The sequence below is a fragment of the Bhargavaea sp. CC-171006 genome (assembly GCF_009761675.1).
Taxonomy (GTDB): Bacteria; Bacillota; Bacilli; order Bacillales_A; family Planococcaceae; genus Bhargavaea; species Bhargavaea changchunensis.
The window spans coordinates 60,792-76,172 of sequence record NZ_QUZH01000006.1 but is presented as its reverse complement, the minus strand read 5'-3'; the positions used below and the strand labels follow the sequence as shown (position 1 = coordinate 76,172).

Genomic DNA, 15,381 nt, shown 5'->3' with positions numbered 1-15,381 from the left:
CACTCCCTCTGATTAGAATAGTGGTTTGCCTGTCATATCTTCCGGCTGTTCGACACCCAGAAGCTTTAGCATGGTCGGTGCCAGGTCGGCGAGTATGCCTTCCCGGAGTTCAAGCCCTTCTTCCGTCACGATGACCGGAACAGGGTTGGTCGTGTGCGCGGTCATCGGCCGGCCGTCTGTCGTGACGACTTCGTCGGCATTCCCGTGGTCTGCGGTGATGATGGCCGCACCGCCTTTAGCGAGGATCGCCTCAACGACCTGTCCCAGGCATTCATCGACGGCCTCGATCGCCTTGACCGTCGGTTCCAGCATGCCGCTGTGTCCGACCATGTCCGGATTGGCGAAGTTCAGGATGATGGCGTCCGTTTCGTCCCGTCCGATCACGCCGACGAGCGCTTCCGCGACCTCGTAGGCGCTCATCTCCGGTTTCAGGTCGTAGGTTGCGACCTTTGGTGAATCGATGAGGATTCGCTGCTCGCCCGGGAAGACCTCTTCCCGGCCGCCGCTCATGAAGAACGTAACGTGCGGATACTTTTCCGTCTCCGCGATCCGGAGCTGACGGAGTCCCGCTTCGGAAATCACTTCACCGACCGTTTTCCGCAGATTCATGTTCGGATAGACAACGCGTGCATGACCTGCGAAGTCTTCGCTGTACTGTGTAAATGTTACATATGTCAGGTCCGCCGGACGGCGATAGGTTGTGCCGAAGCCGCTGAAATCATCCGAAACAAATGCGGACGTCAGCTGGATCGCCCGGTCCGGCCGGAAGTTGAAGAAAATGATTGAATCGCCGTCATTGATCGTGGCGACCGGCTTCCCATCGTCTCCGCACACAACGAACGGGATGACAAATTCATCCGTCTCCCCCCGTCCGTAGGCGGCTTCGACGCCTTCCGCGGCTGAGCGGGCCGTTGCACCCGTCCCGTCCGTGATGGCGTCATAAGCAAGCTTGACACGGTCCCACCGCCGGTCACGGTCCATTGCATAGTATCGGCCGCTGACCGATGCGATTTGGCCGAGACCCGCTTCTTTAAGATGCCGCTCGGTCTCCTCGATGTAGCCGAGAGCCGTTTTCGGGCCGACATCGCGGCCGTCGAGGAAGACATGCAGATAGACGCGCTCCAGACCCTGTTTTTTCGCCAGGTCGATCAAGGCATGCAGGTGGCCGATGTGACTATGGACGCCGCCATCCGAAAGCAGCCCCATGATATGAAGAGACCGTCCCGGCACCTTGGCATTCTCAACGGCGGAAAGGAGCATTTCGTTTTCGAAGAAATCCCCTTCCCGGATCGACTTGTTGATGCGGGTCAGACTCTGATAGACGATCCGGCCCGCACCGATGTTCAGGTGGCCGACCTCGGAATTGCCCATCTGGCCTTCAGGGAGGCCGACCGCCTCTCCGCTCGCAGTGAGCGTTGTCGTCGGGTAGTGTGCATGGTAATGGTCAAAGTTCGGCTTGTCCGCCTGAGCGACAGCATTGCCGGCCGTCTCGTTCCTCAGGCCGAAGCCGTCGAGGATGATCAGTGCGACAGGACGTTTATTCATTGCCAGCCGCCTCCGCAAGCGCGATGAACGATTCCGGCTCCAGGCTCGCGCCTCCGACCAAGGCGCCGTCGATGTCCGGCTGTGCGAGAAGTTCCGCTATGTTCTCCGGCTTCACGCTGCCGCCGTACTGGATCCGGATCTGATTTGCCGTTTCCTGTCCGTAGAGATCGGCAAGCGTGCTGCGGATTGTGGCGCATGCCTCATTCGCCATATCGGATGTTGCGGTTTTCCCTGTCCCGATCGCCCAGATCGGCTCATAGGCGATCACCGCATTGGCTGCATCTTCCGCGCTGATGCCTTCCAGCGCAGCCCGGACCTGCCCGGAGATTTTCTCGGCGGTCTTGTCGCCCTCGCGTTCCTCCAGCGACTCACCGACACAGACAATCGGAATGAGTTTATGGCCGAACGCAGACTTGGTCTTCCGATTGACCGACTCGTCGGTTTCGTTGAAGTACTCTCGGCGCTCGGAGTGTCCGATGATGACGTACCTGACGCCCAGGTCCGCCAGCATCACCGGGCTTACTTCCCCGGTATAAGCGCCCTTTTCTTCTTCATGCATCGTCTGTGCACCGATTTCAGGGGAACCGTCACCGGCGCGTCCCGCAAGACTTGCCAGGAAAGGCGCAGGTGCGCAGATCACCGTGTCGGCCCGGCCGGCATTTGGCAGCCTGTCCTTGACCGAATCAAAGAACGATTCCGCTTCACCGAGTGTTTTGTGCATTTTCCAGTTGCCTGCAATGATCGGTTTTCGCATATCCGTTCCCTCCAATTTTTTCGCCGTTTACTTGTCGTCCAAAGCAGATACGCCCGGAAGGTCTTTTCCTTCCATGAACTCGAGGGAAGCCCCGCCGCCCGTCGAGACATGGTCCATCCGGTCTGCCAATTCGAATTTCTCGACGGCGGCCGCTGAATCACCGCCGCCGATGATCGTGTAGCCTTCTGTCTCGGCAACCGCCTGAGCCACTTTCTTGGTCCCTTCCGCAAAGGCATCCATCTCGAACACGCCCATCGGTCCGTTCCAGAGGATGGTCTTCGACTGGCGGATTACGTCCGCGTAGGCGGCCGCTGTCTCAGGGCCGATATCCAGCCCCATCCAGCCTTCGGGAATCGAATCGGTCTTGACGATCCTGGTCTCCGCATCGGCCTTGAATTCGGAAGCAGCCACAGCGTCCGTCGGGATGTGGAGCTTCACGCCCTTTTCTTCTGCCTTCCGTATAAATGACTTTGCCAGATCGATCTTGTCTTCCTCGACAAGCGAGTTTCCGACATCATGGCCCTGGGCCTTAGTAAAGGTGTAGGAAAGACCGCCGCCCATAAGCAGGTGATCAACCTTATCAAGGAGGTGATCGATGACACCGATTTTATCCTTGACCTTCGCTCCGCCGATGATGGCGGTGAACGGCCGCTCCGGGTCAGCCAACGCCTTGCCGAGCACGTCCAATTCCTTCTCCATCAGAAGGCCTGAAGCCGCAGGAAGATGTTCCGCGATGCCGGCAGTGGATGCATGCGCTCGGTGAGCGGCTCCGAAAGCGTCATTCACGTAAATGTCCGCAAGCTGGGCAAATTGCTTGGCCAGCTCCGGGTCATTCTTTTCTTCCCCCGCATGGAAGCGGACGTTCTCGAGCAGGATGACATCGCCTTCCTGCATGGACGCCACTGCGTCCTTCACGGCGTCTCCCGTTGATTCCGGAAGAGACCGGACGTCCTTGCCGAGCAGCTCGGACAGGCGCTTGCCTACCGGTGCTAAGCGCATGTCTTCATTGACCTGGCCTTTAGGACGGCCGAGGTGGCTCGCAAGAATGACTTTCGCGCCTGCATCAGACAGTTTCTCTATTGTAGGCAGCGCCGCGCGGATGCGGGTGTCGTCCGTGATATGACCGCCGTCAAGCGGCACGTTGAAGTCGACGCGGACAAACACACGCTTGCCGGCGACATCGAGATCATTAATGGATTTTTTTCGGATCATGAAAACCCCTCCATATTCTCCGTATGTAAAAAGGAACGGGGCGTCCGTTCCTGGCCCCATTCCATTATAGTGGTTTCTTTATGGGAAGGCTATCAGATTCCTGCCTTCGACATGTGGACCATCAGGTCGATACAGCGGGCGGAATAGCCGCTTTCGTTGTCGTACCAGCTGATGACTTTGACCATATCGTCGCCGATCGCCATCGTCGACAGCGCATCGACCGTGGACGAAGCCGGCACGCCGTTGTAGTCCTTGGAGACGAGCGGCAGGTCGGATACGAACAGGAGGCCTTTCAGATCGCCTTCAGCCGCTTCCTTCATCGCCGCGTTCACATCTTCCGGTGTCGCCGGTTTTTCCAGCTGCGCCGTGAAGTCTACGAGGGAGACGTTCGGTGTCGGTACGCGGACGGCCATGCCGTCCAGCTTGCCCTTCAGTTCAGGAAGCACTTTTGTAACGGCAGTCGCGGCGCCCGTGGTCGTCGGAATCATCGACTCCGCAGCGGCACGTGCACGGCGATAGTCACTGTGCGGAAGGTCAAGGATACGCTGGTCGTTCGTGTAAGAGTGGACTGTAGTCATAAGTCCCTTTTTCACGCCGAACTTTTCATGGAGGACTTTCACGACCGGTGCCAGACAGTTCGTCGTGCACGATGCGTTCGAAACAATCTGGTCTTTTTCCGGATCGAAGTCGTTCTCGTTGATGCCCATCACCAGTGTCTTGATGTCGCCTTTGCCCGGTGCGGACAGGAGCACGCGCTTGGCGCCTGCCTCAAGGTGTTTGCCGGCCGACTCGCGGTCGCGGAAGACACCCGTCGATTCGAGGACGACGTCGATTCCGAGGTCGCCCCATGGAAGAGCGGCAGGATCCTTTTCTGCAAATACGCGGATTTTTTTGCCTTCCACGACCAGATGCTCTTCGTCACTGCTCACTTCAGGTCCGAATGTACCGTGTACGGAGTCGAACTTCAGGAGATGGGCGAGCATCGCCGCATCCGTCAGATCGTTGACCGCAACGATGTCGAGTTCCGGGTTTTCCCATGCCTGGCGGAAGACCACGCGTCCGATCCGCCCAAATCCGTTGATTGCCACTTTCAATGCCATATCTGAATCCCTCCGATATTTTTATCATTCATTCAATTTACCGACATTCAGTTTGTTTCACTTTCGGACAGGCGCAGCATTTCTCTTGCGGCTGCTTCGTCCGTCACAAGAACCGTCTGGCCTGGCGCCTGTTTCATATAAGCGAGGATCGGCCCGGCTTTCTCCTTCCCGCCTGCCACGGCAAGCGGATGCGGGATCCGGTCGATCTGGCTCCTGTTGAGCCCGATTGTGAGGAGACGATGAATCACCGAACCGTCACGGTCCAGATAGTAGCCGAAGGCTTCTGCAGCTGCGCCTTCCGCAGCCAGTTTTTCAAGGGTCGCTTCATCGGCTCCCCGGCGGCGCGCCAATTCAAGCGCATCACCGATGCCATGGACAATGCAGTCGGTCCGGTTATACAGGTCCATCGCTTCCATCACAGACGGCTCTTCCATGAGAGGTCCGATTGATGTTTCCGCAAGGGTCTCCGGGAGATGGAGCGGCGTCCAGTCCCCGCCTGTCGCAGCCGCAAGCATGGCAGCGATCATGTTGGCCTGTGACTTCACATCACCGCTTGTGCCGCCGCGGGCCGCGATAAAGCGGATCCCTGCGGGCAGTCCGGCAGTAACCGCCTCGTCGGCAACCGACGCTACGGTGCTTCCCCCGGTGACGGCCACAATCGATCCCTCTTGCAGGACGCCGGCCATATAGCCGCATGCGGATCTTGCCATCCTGTGCTTCGTCAGGTCATGGTCATCCCCGCCGGGAACGACCATCACCTTCTGTATACCCAGTTTCCGGGATAGTTCAGTCCCCAATTCTTCAAGTCCTGTCCATTGCCGGATCACCTGCTGCAACGAGTCCAACGCAGTTTCCCCTTCGGGAGTTACTGTCATACCCGATGTCTCCGCAGTGATCAGCCCCTGCTTCCTGAGGAGGTCGCAAACTGCGCGAACCTCCCTTTCGCTGAGGCCTTCCCGTCCGACAAGCGAGCGCCTGCCGACCGGACCTTCCTGCCGGATCGCATTCAGGATGCTGCAGCGCACGGATAACATCTCCGGCATTTCGGGAAGAATACTGAGCAATGAACGTGTCACTGCATCCATGGACATCCTCCTTACATCGGGACTGTTTTAGTCCCGGTGTTTTAAATCATGTCCCACTTCATACTTATTGTATTCCACGCAACGCACAGTTGCAAACTTTTTAACCAAACAAAAAAAGAAGCGCTACAGGAGCGCTTCCATCACATCACCGTAGCCGATGTTCCCGTAGAGCAGGACTTTTCCGTCCTTTTCCAGGACCGGGATCATCAGCATGTATTTTTCGTGCAGCCGGTCATCCCGCCTGATGTCGACAACTTCGATATCGAGCGGGAGATCCTGTGCTGCAAGTTTCAGATTAAGCATCGCTTCGTCGCAGAGCGGGCAGTCGTTGCCGACATACAATGTGACGTTCATGTACAAGCCTTCTTTCCTGTGAGGTTACCAGCCCCGGCCGGCGCCACCCCCGCCGGTGGATCCGCCGCCTCCGCCGAAGCCGCCACCACCGCCAAAGCCGCCGCCACCGCCGAAGCCGCCGCCACCGCCGAAGCCACCACCGCCGCCGAAGGAGCCGGGGATGAATACGACCGAACCGCGCCTGCGTCTCCGGCCGCCCGGACCGCCTCCGCCTCCGCCGCGTCCTCCGCCACCGAAGAACATATTGACTAGGACGAAGATGATGATGATCGCGACGATCGGATTGATTCCGCCCCCGCCGTCACCACTTCCCGCATCCGCTTGCGACTCCGGCTGCTCGACAGTGCCGTCCCAGTTGTATTCCTTGGCCACTTCGTTATGGAGCACGCGGTAAACGTTCATAATGGCCGTGCCCGGTTGTTCTTCGCGCAGGTAAGGAATACCATATTCATCGATAATCCTTCCGACCTTGCCATCCGGCAGGGCACCTTCAAGGCCGTAACCGACCGTAATTTCAAATGCCCGGTCACCCGAGGAGTTCGGCACAGTCGATACCAGAAGAAGGACCCCATTGTTGTCTTCCCCGGAACCGATACCGAACTTCCGGAAAGCTTCGACACCGTACATTTCCGGGACTTCGATTGCATTTGGGATAGTCAATATTACGATCTGGGCTCCTGTTGCCTGTTCAAGCTGTGTTGCCATAGATTCAATCTGAGAAGTCTGATCGGCCGTAAGAACTTGAGCATGGTCCTGCACAAATGTTCCGGTTGATTCCGGCACGTCCGGCTCCGCCGCCAGAGCGGGCGTTCCGGCAAAGAGAAGCAGGACGAACAGAAGAGTCCTGCTGATCCGCTTCATCAGTTACCGTACTCCCCGAAATCGACTTTCGGCGCTTCCTGGGCGGCTTCCGACGCTTCGAAGTACTCTTTCTGATCGAATCCGAAAATGCCGGCGACCAGATTGCCCGGGAACCTCCGGACATTCCGGTTATATTCAGTGGCCGCTTCATTATAGTCCATCCTGGCGACCGCAAGACGGTTTTCCGTCCCGGCCAGTTCATCCATGAGCTGGCGGAAGTTTTCGTTCGCCTTCAGGTCCGGATAGTTTTCTGCGATGACGAGCAGTCGGCTCAGCGCGCCGGTCAGCTCTTCGTTGGCATTGGCCTGTTCTTCGGGCGATCCCGCCCCTGCCAGCCGCGATCGTGCATCCGCAATGTCCGTAAAGACTTCCTCTTCATGCTTGGCATAGCCTTTTGCGGTTTCAACCAGGTTCGGGATGAGATCCATCCGTCGCTGCAGCTGGTTTTCAATCTGGCTGTAGGACTTGTTCACGTCTTCCTCCAGATTGACGAAGGAATTGTACTTAGGCACAAGGATAATGGCCAATACGACCAGGATGCCGACAATGATCAGCAGCGGTCCCATCATTTTTCTCATTCGCTTAGTCCCCTCTCTTCATCTGCGATATATAACCCTACCTTACCCTATCCCATTTCTTCTTGAAACAACGGCCGTTTCATTATTCTCTACGTATAAAAGAAGGAAAAGATTCAGGAGATGTGGAATCAAAGCAGGGAGCAGCAGGCGGCCGCAAGTTTCCTGGAACAACAAAAAACGCACCACCTATAAAGGTGATGCGTCTGTCAGCGCCCTCGGCAGGAATCGAACCCACATCTTAAGAACCGGAATCTTACGTGCTATCCGTTGCACCACGAGGGCAGAACATTCATAGTCTCCTTACCGGACGACAGTTTTCATTATACAAGTATGATGTCCGGGATGCAAGCCCCTTTTTCATTTTTGATGAAGCGTCCCATTTGACCTTCATTGACCAAATAGCTTATGATAATTTCAAGGGCTGGAGGGTATAGTGTTCCAGTGCAGGTATTTACTTATCCACTCAAAGGAGGACGAACAGATGAATCTCATCCCTACAGTAATTGAACAGACAAACCGCGGTGAGCGGGCTTATGACATTTACTCGCGGCTTCTGAAAGACCGCATCATCATGCTCGGATCGGGCATTGACGATAACGTGTCAAACTCTATTGTCGCACAGCTTCTCTTCCTCGAAGCTGAAGATCCGGACAAAGACATCTCGATCTACATCAACAGCCCGGGCGGCAGCATCACGGCCGGTATGGCCATCTTCGATACGATGCAGTTCATCAAGCCGGATGTGCAGACAATCTGCATCGGCATGGCGGCATCGATGGGCGCCTTCCTCCTCGCCGCGGGAACAAAAGGCAAGCGTTACGCGCTCCCTAACGCGGAAGTCATGATCCACCAGCCACTCGGCGGCGCACAGGGCCAGGCGACGGAAATCGAGATTGCGGCCAAACGCATCCTCTTCCTCCGCGAAAAGCTCAACACCATTCTTGCCGAACGCACCGGCCAGCCGCTTGAAGTGCTTGAGCGCGACACGGAACGCGACAACTTCATGACGGCCGAGCGCGCGAAAGAATATGGTCTCATCGACCACATCATCGAGCGCAACGAGCTTCAGAAAGACAAAAAAGACAAGTAAGAAAGTCAAAAGACCCGGCGGATGCCGGGTCTTTTCTTGTTGGTTTCATTAATAACGGCTGCTTTTCACTTTGCCGCTTCATCTTCTATGATTGACGCAAGAGCCGTTACTGCGTTCTCCTCATCGTGGCCGTCCGCGCTCAGCGTCACTTCAGCCCCTCTGGCGATTGCAAGGCTCATGATGCCCATGATGCTTTTGGCGTTCACCTTGCGCGCCCCCTTCTCGAGGTAGATGTCCGAGGAGAAACGGTTCGCTTCCTGAACGAAAAGCGCCGCCTGCCTGGCCTGCAGGCCGGATTTCAGTTTCACCTCTAGTGTCCGTTCGGTCATGGCCGACTTCCTCCTTTGCAACCGGTTGCTTGTCTATTCCTTTATCGTATCGGAGAAGCCCGAAAAGAACAAGGACAAACTTACTTCAGCGATACGCCGCCTTTGCGGAGCTTTTCCGCGATCTCATCAATCTTGCGCAGCCGGTGGTTAACCCCCGACTTGCTGATGGCTGGTCCCGACACCATTTCTCCGAGTTCCTTCAGCGTGATGTCCTGATACTCGACACGGAGCCGGGCGATCTCCTGCAGCCGCTCCGGCAGTCCGTCGATGCCGATCATCCGGTCGATGTATTGGATGTTCTCCACCTGGCGCATGGCGGCACCGATCGTCTTGTTCAGGTTTGCCGTCTCGCAGTTGACGAGGCGGTTGACGCTGTTGCGCATGTCCCGGATGATGCGGACGTCCTCGAACTTGAGCAGTGCCGAGTGGGCGCCGATCAGGCTGAGAAAGTCTGAGATTTTCTCCGCTTCTTTGAGATAGGCGATAAACCCTTTTTTGCGTTCGATCGACTTGGCGTTCAGATGATAGGCATTCATCAGCTCCACCAATGCTTCACTGTGCTCCTGATAAAGCGAGAAAATCTCCAGATGATAAGACGAGGTCTCCGGATTATTGACCGAACCGCCTGCCAGGAACGCACCACGCAGATACGACCGCCTGCAGCAGTCATCTTTGATGATCTCTTCTGAGACGCCTTCGGCAAAACTGATTCCCTCTCCGGTGATCTTCAGATCCTCCAGCATCGTCTTTGCACCTTCACGGATCCTGCATATATAGACATTGTTCTTTTTCAGCCGCATTTTCTTCCGGACGAGCAGCTCCACTTTATACGGATAAAGCCTCCGCATGTTCGTGTACATCCTGCGGGCGATCGCCGCGTTCTCCGTCTGGACGTCCAGGCTCATCTGCCGGTTTGAAAACGACAGCACCCCGTTCATCTTGATGAAGGCCGACAGCTCCGCGCGGGTGCAGCACTCTTCCATCTCCACCTGCGTCAGTTCTTTTTTCGTTTCCGATGCGAATGACACCGGCTTCCTCTCCTTTCACGGACGGCCGTCCAGATCAGACGGCCGCCCCGTCCGGGCTGTCCAGGTAGCTGCAGAGCAGTTCCGCCACCTTGCCCGCATCGTGCCGGACATGTCCGCCCACGATGGTTGCGATGTCTGCCAGAATGACATCATCCGCCAGTTCCCTGAGTCTCTCCACATCACTATGCACCGGTATGGATTGCTGCTGGCGGTATTCTTCCGCCACATCCTCCAGTCCCGTACCGTCATTGACGACGATGCCGTCGAGGAACCGGCCGCCGAGATGGTCGTACATCACACGGACATGGTCCGATGCGCTGAACGATGATGTCTCGCCCGGCTGGGTCATGATGTTGCATATGTAGAGCCTGCTCGCCTTCGACTTAAGTACGGCTTCCCCGATCCCGGGGACAAGCAGGTTCGGCAAAATGCTGGTATATAGGCTGCCGGGCCCGACGACGATCATGTCGGCCTTGCGGATCGCACGTATTGCATCTTCCAGCGGCTCCACTTCATCCGGGAGCAGGAACACACGCCGGATCCGGTGTCCGTAAGCCGGAATCTTCGACTCGCCGTTGATGATCGAGCCGTCTTCAAGTTCCGCTCCGAGGGTGATGATCTGATTTGCGGCAGGAAGCACGCGCCCCTTGATGTTGAGAATCCTGCTCATTTCCGCCACTGCCCTGGAGAAATCACCGGTGATATTTGTCATCGCTGCCAGCATCAGATTTCCGAGCGAGTGGCCTCCGAGACCTTCCGAAGAGGAGAAGCGGTACTGGAACATTTCCAGCACGAGCGGCTCGACGTCTGAAAGCGCCGCCATGACGTTCCGGATATCACCCGGCGGCGGAATCATATAATCTTTGCGGATCTTCCCCGAGCTTCCTCCGTCGTCTGCGACGGTCACGATGGCGGTCAGGTCGACATCATATTGTTTGAGGCCACGCAGGATTGTGGAAAGGCCGGTTCCCCCGCCGATTGCCACAATGCGCTTTTTCCCCTTTTTTCCGGGCATCAGATCAGCCCTTTCTGTGTTTGATATCCCGGTGGGTCACCGACGTCTTGTATTCTTCGCTCAGCTTCTCAGCGAAATACTCCGCGAGCGACACGGAGCGGTGCTGGCCGCCCGTGCAGCCGAATGCGATGACCAACTGCGCCTTGCCCTCTTCCTTGTATCTCGGGATGAGGAAGCGGAAGAGATCTTCCAGCTTCGTGATCAGTTCCTTTGTATCGTTCTGTTCCATGACATAATCGTAGACTTCCGACTGGAGGCCGGTTAGGGGCTTGAGTTTCTCGATATAGTAAGGGTTCGGCAGGAACCTCACGTCAAGTGCGATATCCGCGTCAATCGGGATGCCGTGCTTGTAGCCGAACGACATGACATTGACTGTGAATGTGCCCTTTTCTGATTCGGAAAAGCTTTCTACAATCTTTTCCCGGAGCTCCCGCGGCCCCAGATTGGACGTATTGAACAGGTAGCGTGCCCTGCCTTTCAGATCCGACAGCATCTCCCGTTCCTTGCGGATGCCGTCGCTGACCAGCCCGCCGTGGGACAGCGGATGCTTGCGGCGGGTTTCCTTGTAACGCTTGACGAGCGTGCTGTCGTCGGCGTCAAGGAAGAGCACCTGCAGGTCAAACCCATCCGCCGCATCGATCTGGTCCAGTGTCCCGGTCAGGGAATCAAAGTACTCCCTGCCCCGCATGTCCATCACGGCAGCAACCCGTCTCTGCTTGTGGTCCGAGTGCGCCAGAAGCTTCAGGAATGTCAGGAGCAATTCCGGAGGGAGGTTGTCGATGCAATAGTAGCCGAGATCCTCGAAACTCTGCATGGCGACCGTCTTGCCGGCGCCGGACATTCCGGTGATGACAACCAGTTCCATGTTGCCGCTGTTTTCTTTCTTCTGCTCCGTCATGGTCCCACCCTTTCTGCGGACTGCTGGAGGTCCGCCCCGAGCAGCCTGAACTCTTCCGTATAGGTGAACGTGCCGTACTGGGTGCCGGGGCTTTCCGCGGCGAACTTCAGGTTCATCCGGTCGCCTTCGGCCATCGGCAGGGTGTCGAGTTCCCCGACATCATGCCATTCAAGCTTCCCTTCCCGGTTCTCCTCAAAAGGAACGCCCTCGAGACCGCGTGCCGCGAATGTATATAGCATCCATTCATCCAGTGTCCGGGTGTTTTCCTCGTCCCGGATCACCATCGTATAAATCCCTTTCAGATGCGGCTCGACCGGTGTCGCACCGGTCTCTTCCGTAAACTCCCGGAAAGCGGCCGAATAGACGGACTCTCCCGACTCCATCTTCCCGCCCGGCGCGACATACCAGCCGCGGCGGGGCTTCTTCAATAACAGGACTTTTCCGTCCTGGATAACCAACAGATTGGCGATCCGCTGCATCGGTCTCCCACCTTCCCGGAAAACATTCTACCCTTTATTATACTATGCAACGGATAGGGGATACAAAAGGAATGCAAAAAAGGACGGCAGCCGGGCGTTCCCGGTGCCGTCTAAAAGTATTTCAATCATAAAGGGGGGTCAATTTACACTTCTGACTATACACCCTTTTTATTGCAGCGCTGTTACAGTGCGGTTAAGAACGTATTAAATCAGGCACCCGCGCCGATTTTCTCCTTTAGTTCCTCGACGAACTTCTGTGCGGACTCCGCCGCAATGCTGCCGTCGCCTGTCGCCGTGACGACCTGACGAAGAGTTTTTTCGCGTACGTCTCCAGCTGCGAACACGCCCGGAATCGCGGTCTTCATATGTTTGTCCGTCGGAATGTAGCCGTTCTCGTCAGTGATGCCGAGCGATTTGAACGGAGCGGTGAGCGGAACCATGCCGATATAGATGAATACGCCATCCGCTTCAAATTCGCGCTCGCTGCCATCTTTTGTCGAAACGAGCGTGACGCTGCCGACTTTGCCGTCCTTGTCGTTGATCGACTTCAGGGTATGGCTCCAGATAAAGTCGATCTTCGGATTCGCAAAAGCGCGGTCCTGCAGGATTTTTTGCGCGCGAAGCTCATCGCGGCGGTGGACGATGGTCACTTTGTCCGCAAAGCGAGTCAGGAAGTTGCCTTCCTCAACGGCTGAATCGCCGCCGCCGACCACGACGAGGTTCTTGTTCTTGAAGAATGCGCCGTCACAGACCGCACAGTAGCTGACGCCGCGGCCGCCGAGTTCGGATTCGCCCGGGATGCCCATCTTTTTGTACTCCGCGCCCGTGCCGATGATAATCGAGCGGGCTTTGTATTCCTTGCCGCCCGCAACGATCGTCTTGTATTCTTCCCCGTCACGGATTTCGGACACATCGCCGTATGCATACTCGGCGCCGAACTTCTTCGCATGTTCGAACATTTTATTGGAGAGATCCGGACCAAGGATGCTGTCGAATCCCGGGTAGTTCTCGATGTCTTCCGTGTTGGCCATCTGTCCTCCGGGGATTCCGCGCTCGAGCATGAGCGTGGACATGTTGGCGCGGCTTGTATAGACCGCTGCCGTCATGCCGGCAGGACCGGCACCGATGATGATGACATCATAAATTTTATCTTCAGCCATGAATGGTTCCTCCTTAAATGTGAACGCCTGTCTGCATTCATGCTATTCCATTTGCAGCCCAGGCTCAACATTTCTGCCTAACTGCGCGGGAATGGCAGGAAGCGGAACAGTTCATTGACATACTTCGTGAGTGTCTTCACCGAAATGCCGTAAGCTTCCGCAATTTCCTTTTTCGTCGTGCCCGCATGTCGGGAAGAACGGTACATGTACTCCGCCGATGCGGCAATTGCACGCGGATTGCGGAAAGCATAGCTTTCGTCGATCGCACGGCTGCACATAAGGAACCACATTTCCAGAATGGGCAGATCCTCTTCCGCAAGCGGCTCATACCGGCTGTACAGCAGGTCGGTCGCTTCGAACACACGGTTATAGAGCAGTTCCCCGCGGTCCCGTCCCGGCAGACGGTGACCGAGGCCGTTCGCCAGAAACAGTTTTTCGGTCGTCGACATTTTCTCGACATCCGGCCATTCCGGATGTGTCAGGATGTCTTCGCGGCGCATCGATTTGCCCGTCAGGAACAGGCCGAGCAGGCGCAGCCCCTCTTCCCCGCTGTTCAGCTTGCCGATGACGAACTTCGGATCGTTTTCGGGCGTATCCGGAATGCGGGCCCGAAGCCACGGTTCTTTGCCTTCCTTGGACGGATCCATCGAGACGAGCATCGCCCATGCATCACGTGCGACCTTATCCTCTCCGATCATGGCCGCGGCATGCGCAAGCCAGAAATAAAAGCCCGGATCCCCTTCAAAGCCGATCCTCTGCAGGCCGCGCAGCCAGCCGTACGCCTCCTGATGGCGGCCGACAAGCGCGAGTGTCGCCCCGAGTTTATAGCGGTGGTCAACGAGCATCGGACGGATCTTCAGCAGGATGGAGACCATCCGGTTGAGGGCTTCAGCGTCCTGCTTGTAAAAGTGGAACACTGCGAAGTTGCAGAGGGCATGGAGGTTGCCGTTATCTCCCCGGAGCACCTGATTCAGAAGGGCCTCGGCCTGCTCCGTATCGCCGATATAGAAGTAGGCGAGCGCCAGATTGTTGTAGGCCGCCCAGAAATCGGGGTGTTCCTCGATTGCCGATTCAAGGAGGCTGACAGCTTCCCGAAATTCACCGGACTCCATCAGCCGGCGGCCGCGGTCGAGGATATAGTCGAGCCGCCCGTCCCCTTCCGCATCATCCGGCAGCCCGTAGAGCTCATGCTCCGAGAACTCAATGATGTCCATTGCCTCATCGCGATACAACCCTTCCGGTGCGAGCTTGAGGTACCGCTGGGCATACCGGATCGCATCCCGCAGATAGCCGAGATTGACGTGCACCTCCGACAGGTAAAACAGGGTGTCCGGATCTTCCGGGCCCGAGTCATGCGCAGTCATCAGCAAGTCGCGGGCATGCTCAAAACGCCCCATGTCAATCTCCAGGATGGCGTATTGAAGGAGGATGTCAGCATCCTCCGGACTCAGGTCCGCCGCCCTGCTGAGAAACTTGTGGGCCTTCTCCACTTCGTCGCGTTTCAGTGCGCCGAGCGCCTTCTTGTAATAGAATTCGCCGTTCGGTATGAAGTTGATGACTTTTTTATGGTTTCCCTGTTGAGAGTGGTTGTTCAATAAAAATTCCTCCGCATTATGAAAGCGGCAAAGCCGCGTAATGGTACAAATAGGTTCAAATGTTTTCAGCTACCCATTATATCATAGTGACCGTCTCCCGGTCGCCGGTAATGGATGGGCATTACGCGGATGATTCCCCCGGAGCGGCAGGGGCTGGTGCGTTCCGATGAGACGTTGCGTTATTTCATTGAGACGTTGACATACTCGAGTGAGACGTTAACATACTCCAGTGAAACGTTAACATACTCCAGTGAAACGTTAACATACTCGAGTGAAACGTTGACATATCAGCGCAATA

16 protein-coding genes and 1 tRNA gene are annotated in these 15,381 nt (G+C 56.5%); 1 reads left to right on the top strand and 16 read right to left on the bottom strand.

The genetic code is table 11. From position 1 onward, the window contains the following. Window positions 1–12: 12 nt before the first annotated feature. From gpmI to DZC51_RS02975, 9 genes are all read right to left on the bottom strand, one after another. A complete protein-coding gene (gpmI, locus tag DZC51_RS03015; RefSeq protein WP_157293898.1) occupies window positions 13–1,545 on the bottom strand; it encodes a 2,3-bisphosphoglycerate-independent phosphoglycerate mutase in 1,533 nt (510 codons plus the stop codon). Then, window positions 1,538–2,299 carry a triose-phosphate isomerase gene (tpiA, locus tag DZC51_RS03010; RefSeq protein ID WP_157293897.1) on the bottom strand — a complete coding sequence of 254 codons (762 nt, stop codon included), beginning with the start codon at window positions 2,297–2,299 and terminating at the stop codon, window positions 1,538–1,540. Before tpiA ends, gpmI begins: the two co-directional genes overlap by 8 nt. A 27-nt stretch (window positions 2,300–2,326) precedes the next feature. Then, window positions 2,327–3,511 carry a phosphoglycerate kinase gene (locus DZC51_RS03005; RefSeq protein ID WP_157293896.1) on the bottom strand — a complete coding sequence of 395 codons (1,185 nt, stop codon included), beginning with the start codon at window positions 3,509–3,511 and terminating at the stop codon, window positions 2,327–2,329. 92 nt (window positions 3,512–3,603) lie between these two features. Then, window positions 3,604–4,611 carry a type I glyceraldehyde-3-phosphate dehydrogenase gene (gene gap, locus DZC51_RS03000; RefSeq protein WP_157293895.1) on the bottom strand — a complete coding sequence of 336 codons (1,008 nt, stop codon included), beginning with the start codon at window positions 4,609–4,611 and terminating at the stop codon, window positions 3,604–3,606. A 47-nt stretch (window positions 4,612–4,658) separates the two neighbouring features. Further along, on the bottom strand, window positions 4,659–5,696 hold the full coding sequence (locus DZC51_RS02995; protein ID WP_157293894.1) for a sugar-binding transcriptional regulator: 1,038 nt from the start codon (window positions 5,694–5,696) through the stop codon (window positions 4,659–4,661). Between the two features lie 123 nt (window positions 5,697–5,819). After that, entirely contained in the window at window positions 5,820–6,050 is a 231-nt protein-coding gene (locus DZC51_RS02990; RefSeq protein ID WP_157293893.1) for a glutaredoxin family protein, read from the bottom strand. Window positions 6,051–6,074: 24 nt separating this feature from the next. Then, entirely contained in the window at window positions 6,075–6,911 is an 837-nt protein-coding gene (locus DZC51_RS16370) for a TPM domain-containing protein (protein ID WP_157293892.1), read from the bottom strand. After that, window positions 6,911–7,489 carry a LemA family protein gene (locus DZC51_RS02980; RefSeq protein WP_157293891.1) on the bottom strand — a complete coding sequence of 193 codons (579 nt, stop codon included), beginning with the start codon at window positions 7,487–7,489 and terminating at the stop codon, window positions 6,911–6,913. The genes DZC51_RS16370 and DZC51_RS02980 overlap by 1 nt, the downstream gene beginning before the upstream one ends. A 210-nt stretch (window positions 7,490–7,699) precedes the next feature. Further along, a tRNA-Arg gene (locus DZC51_RS02975) sits at window positions 7,700–7,771 on the bottom strand. A gap of 175 nt (window positions 7,772–7,946) precedes the next feature. Between DZC51_RS02975 and clpP the strand changes: the two genes are divergently transcribed. Further along, window positions 7,947–8,579 (top strand): ATP-dependent Clp endopeptidase proteolytic subunit ClpP, encoded by a 633-nt coding sequence (gene clpP, locus DZC51_RS02970; protein ID WP_255448099.1) that lies wholly within the window; start codon window positions 7,947–7,949, stop codon window positions 8,577–8,579. A 65-nt stretch (window positions 8,580–8,644) separates the two neighbouring features. Here the strand turns inward: clpP and DZC51_RS02965 are convergent, their stop codons facing one another. The 7 genes from DZC51_RS02965 to DZC51_RS02935 form a co-directional block, all read right to left on the bottom strand. Beyond that, a complete protein-coding gene (locus DZC51_RS02965) occupies window positions 8,645–8,908 on the bottom strand; it encodes an HPr family phosphocarrier protein (protein WP_157293889.1) in 264 nt (87 codons plus the stop codon). Between the two features lie 80 nt (window positions 8,909–8,988). Next, window positions 8,989–9,936 carry a DNA-binding protein WhiA gene (whiA, locus tag DZC51_RS02960; RefSeq protein WP_157293888.1) on the bottom strand — a complete coding sequence of 316 codons (948 nt, stop codon included), beginning with the start codon at window positions 9,934–9,936 and terminating at the stop codon, window positions 8,989–8,991. A gap of 34 nt (window positions 9,937–9,970) precedes the next feature. Further along, window positions 9,971–10,951 carry a gluconeogenesis factor YvcK family protein gene (locus tag DZC51_RS02955; RefSeq protein WP_157293887.1) on the bottom strand — a complete coding sequence of 327 codons (981 nt, stop codon included), beginning with the start codon at window positions 10,949–10,951 and terminating at the stop codon, window positions 9,971–9,973. A gap of 4 nt (window positions 10,952–10,955) precedes the next feature. Beyond that, on the bottom strand, window positions 10,956–11,849 hold the full coding sequence (gene rapZ / locus DZC51_RS02950) for an RNase adapter RapZ (protein WP_157293886.1): 894 nt from the start codon (window positions 11,847–11,849) through the stop codon (window positions 10,956–10,958). Next, the gene (locus DZC51_RS02945) at window positions 11,846–12,328 is read right to left on the bottom strand and encodes an NUDIX hydrolase (protein WP_157293885.1); all 483 of its coding nucleotides are present in this window, start codon (window positions 12,326–12,328) and stop codon (window positions 11,846–11,848) included. Before DZC51_RS02945 ends, rapZ begins: the two co-directional genes overlap by 4 nt. Window positions 12,329–12,537: 209 nt before the next feature. After that, window positions 12,538–13,488 (bottom strand): thioredoxin-disulfide reductase, encoded by a 951-nt coding sequence (gene trxB / locus DZC51_RS02940; protein WP_157293884.1) that lies wholly within the window; start codon window positions 13,486–13,488, stop codon window positions 12,538–12,540. 77 nt (window positions 13,489–13,565) lie between these two features. After that, window positions 13,566–15,083 (bottom strand): tetratricopeptide repeat protein, encoded by a 1,518-nt coding sequence (locus DZC51_RS02935; RefSeq protein WP_157293883.1) that lies wholly within the window; start codon window positions 15,081–15,083, stop codon window positions 13,566–13,568. Window positions 15,084–15,381: the final 298 nt, after the last annotated feature.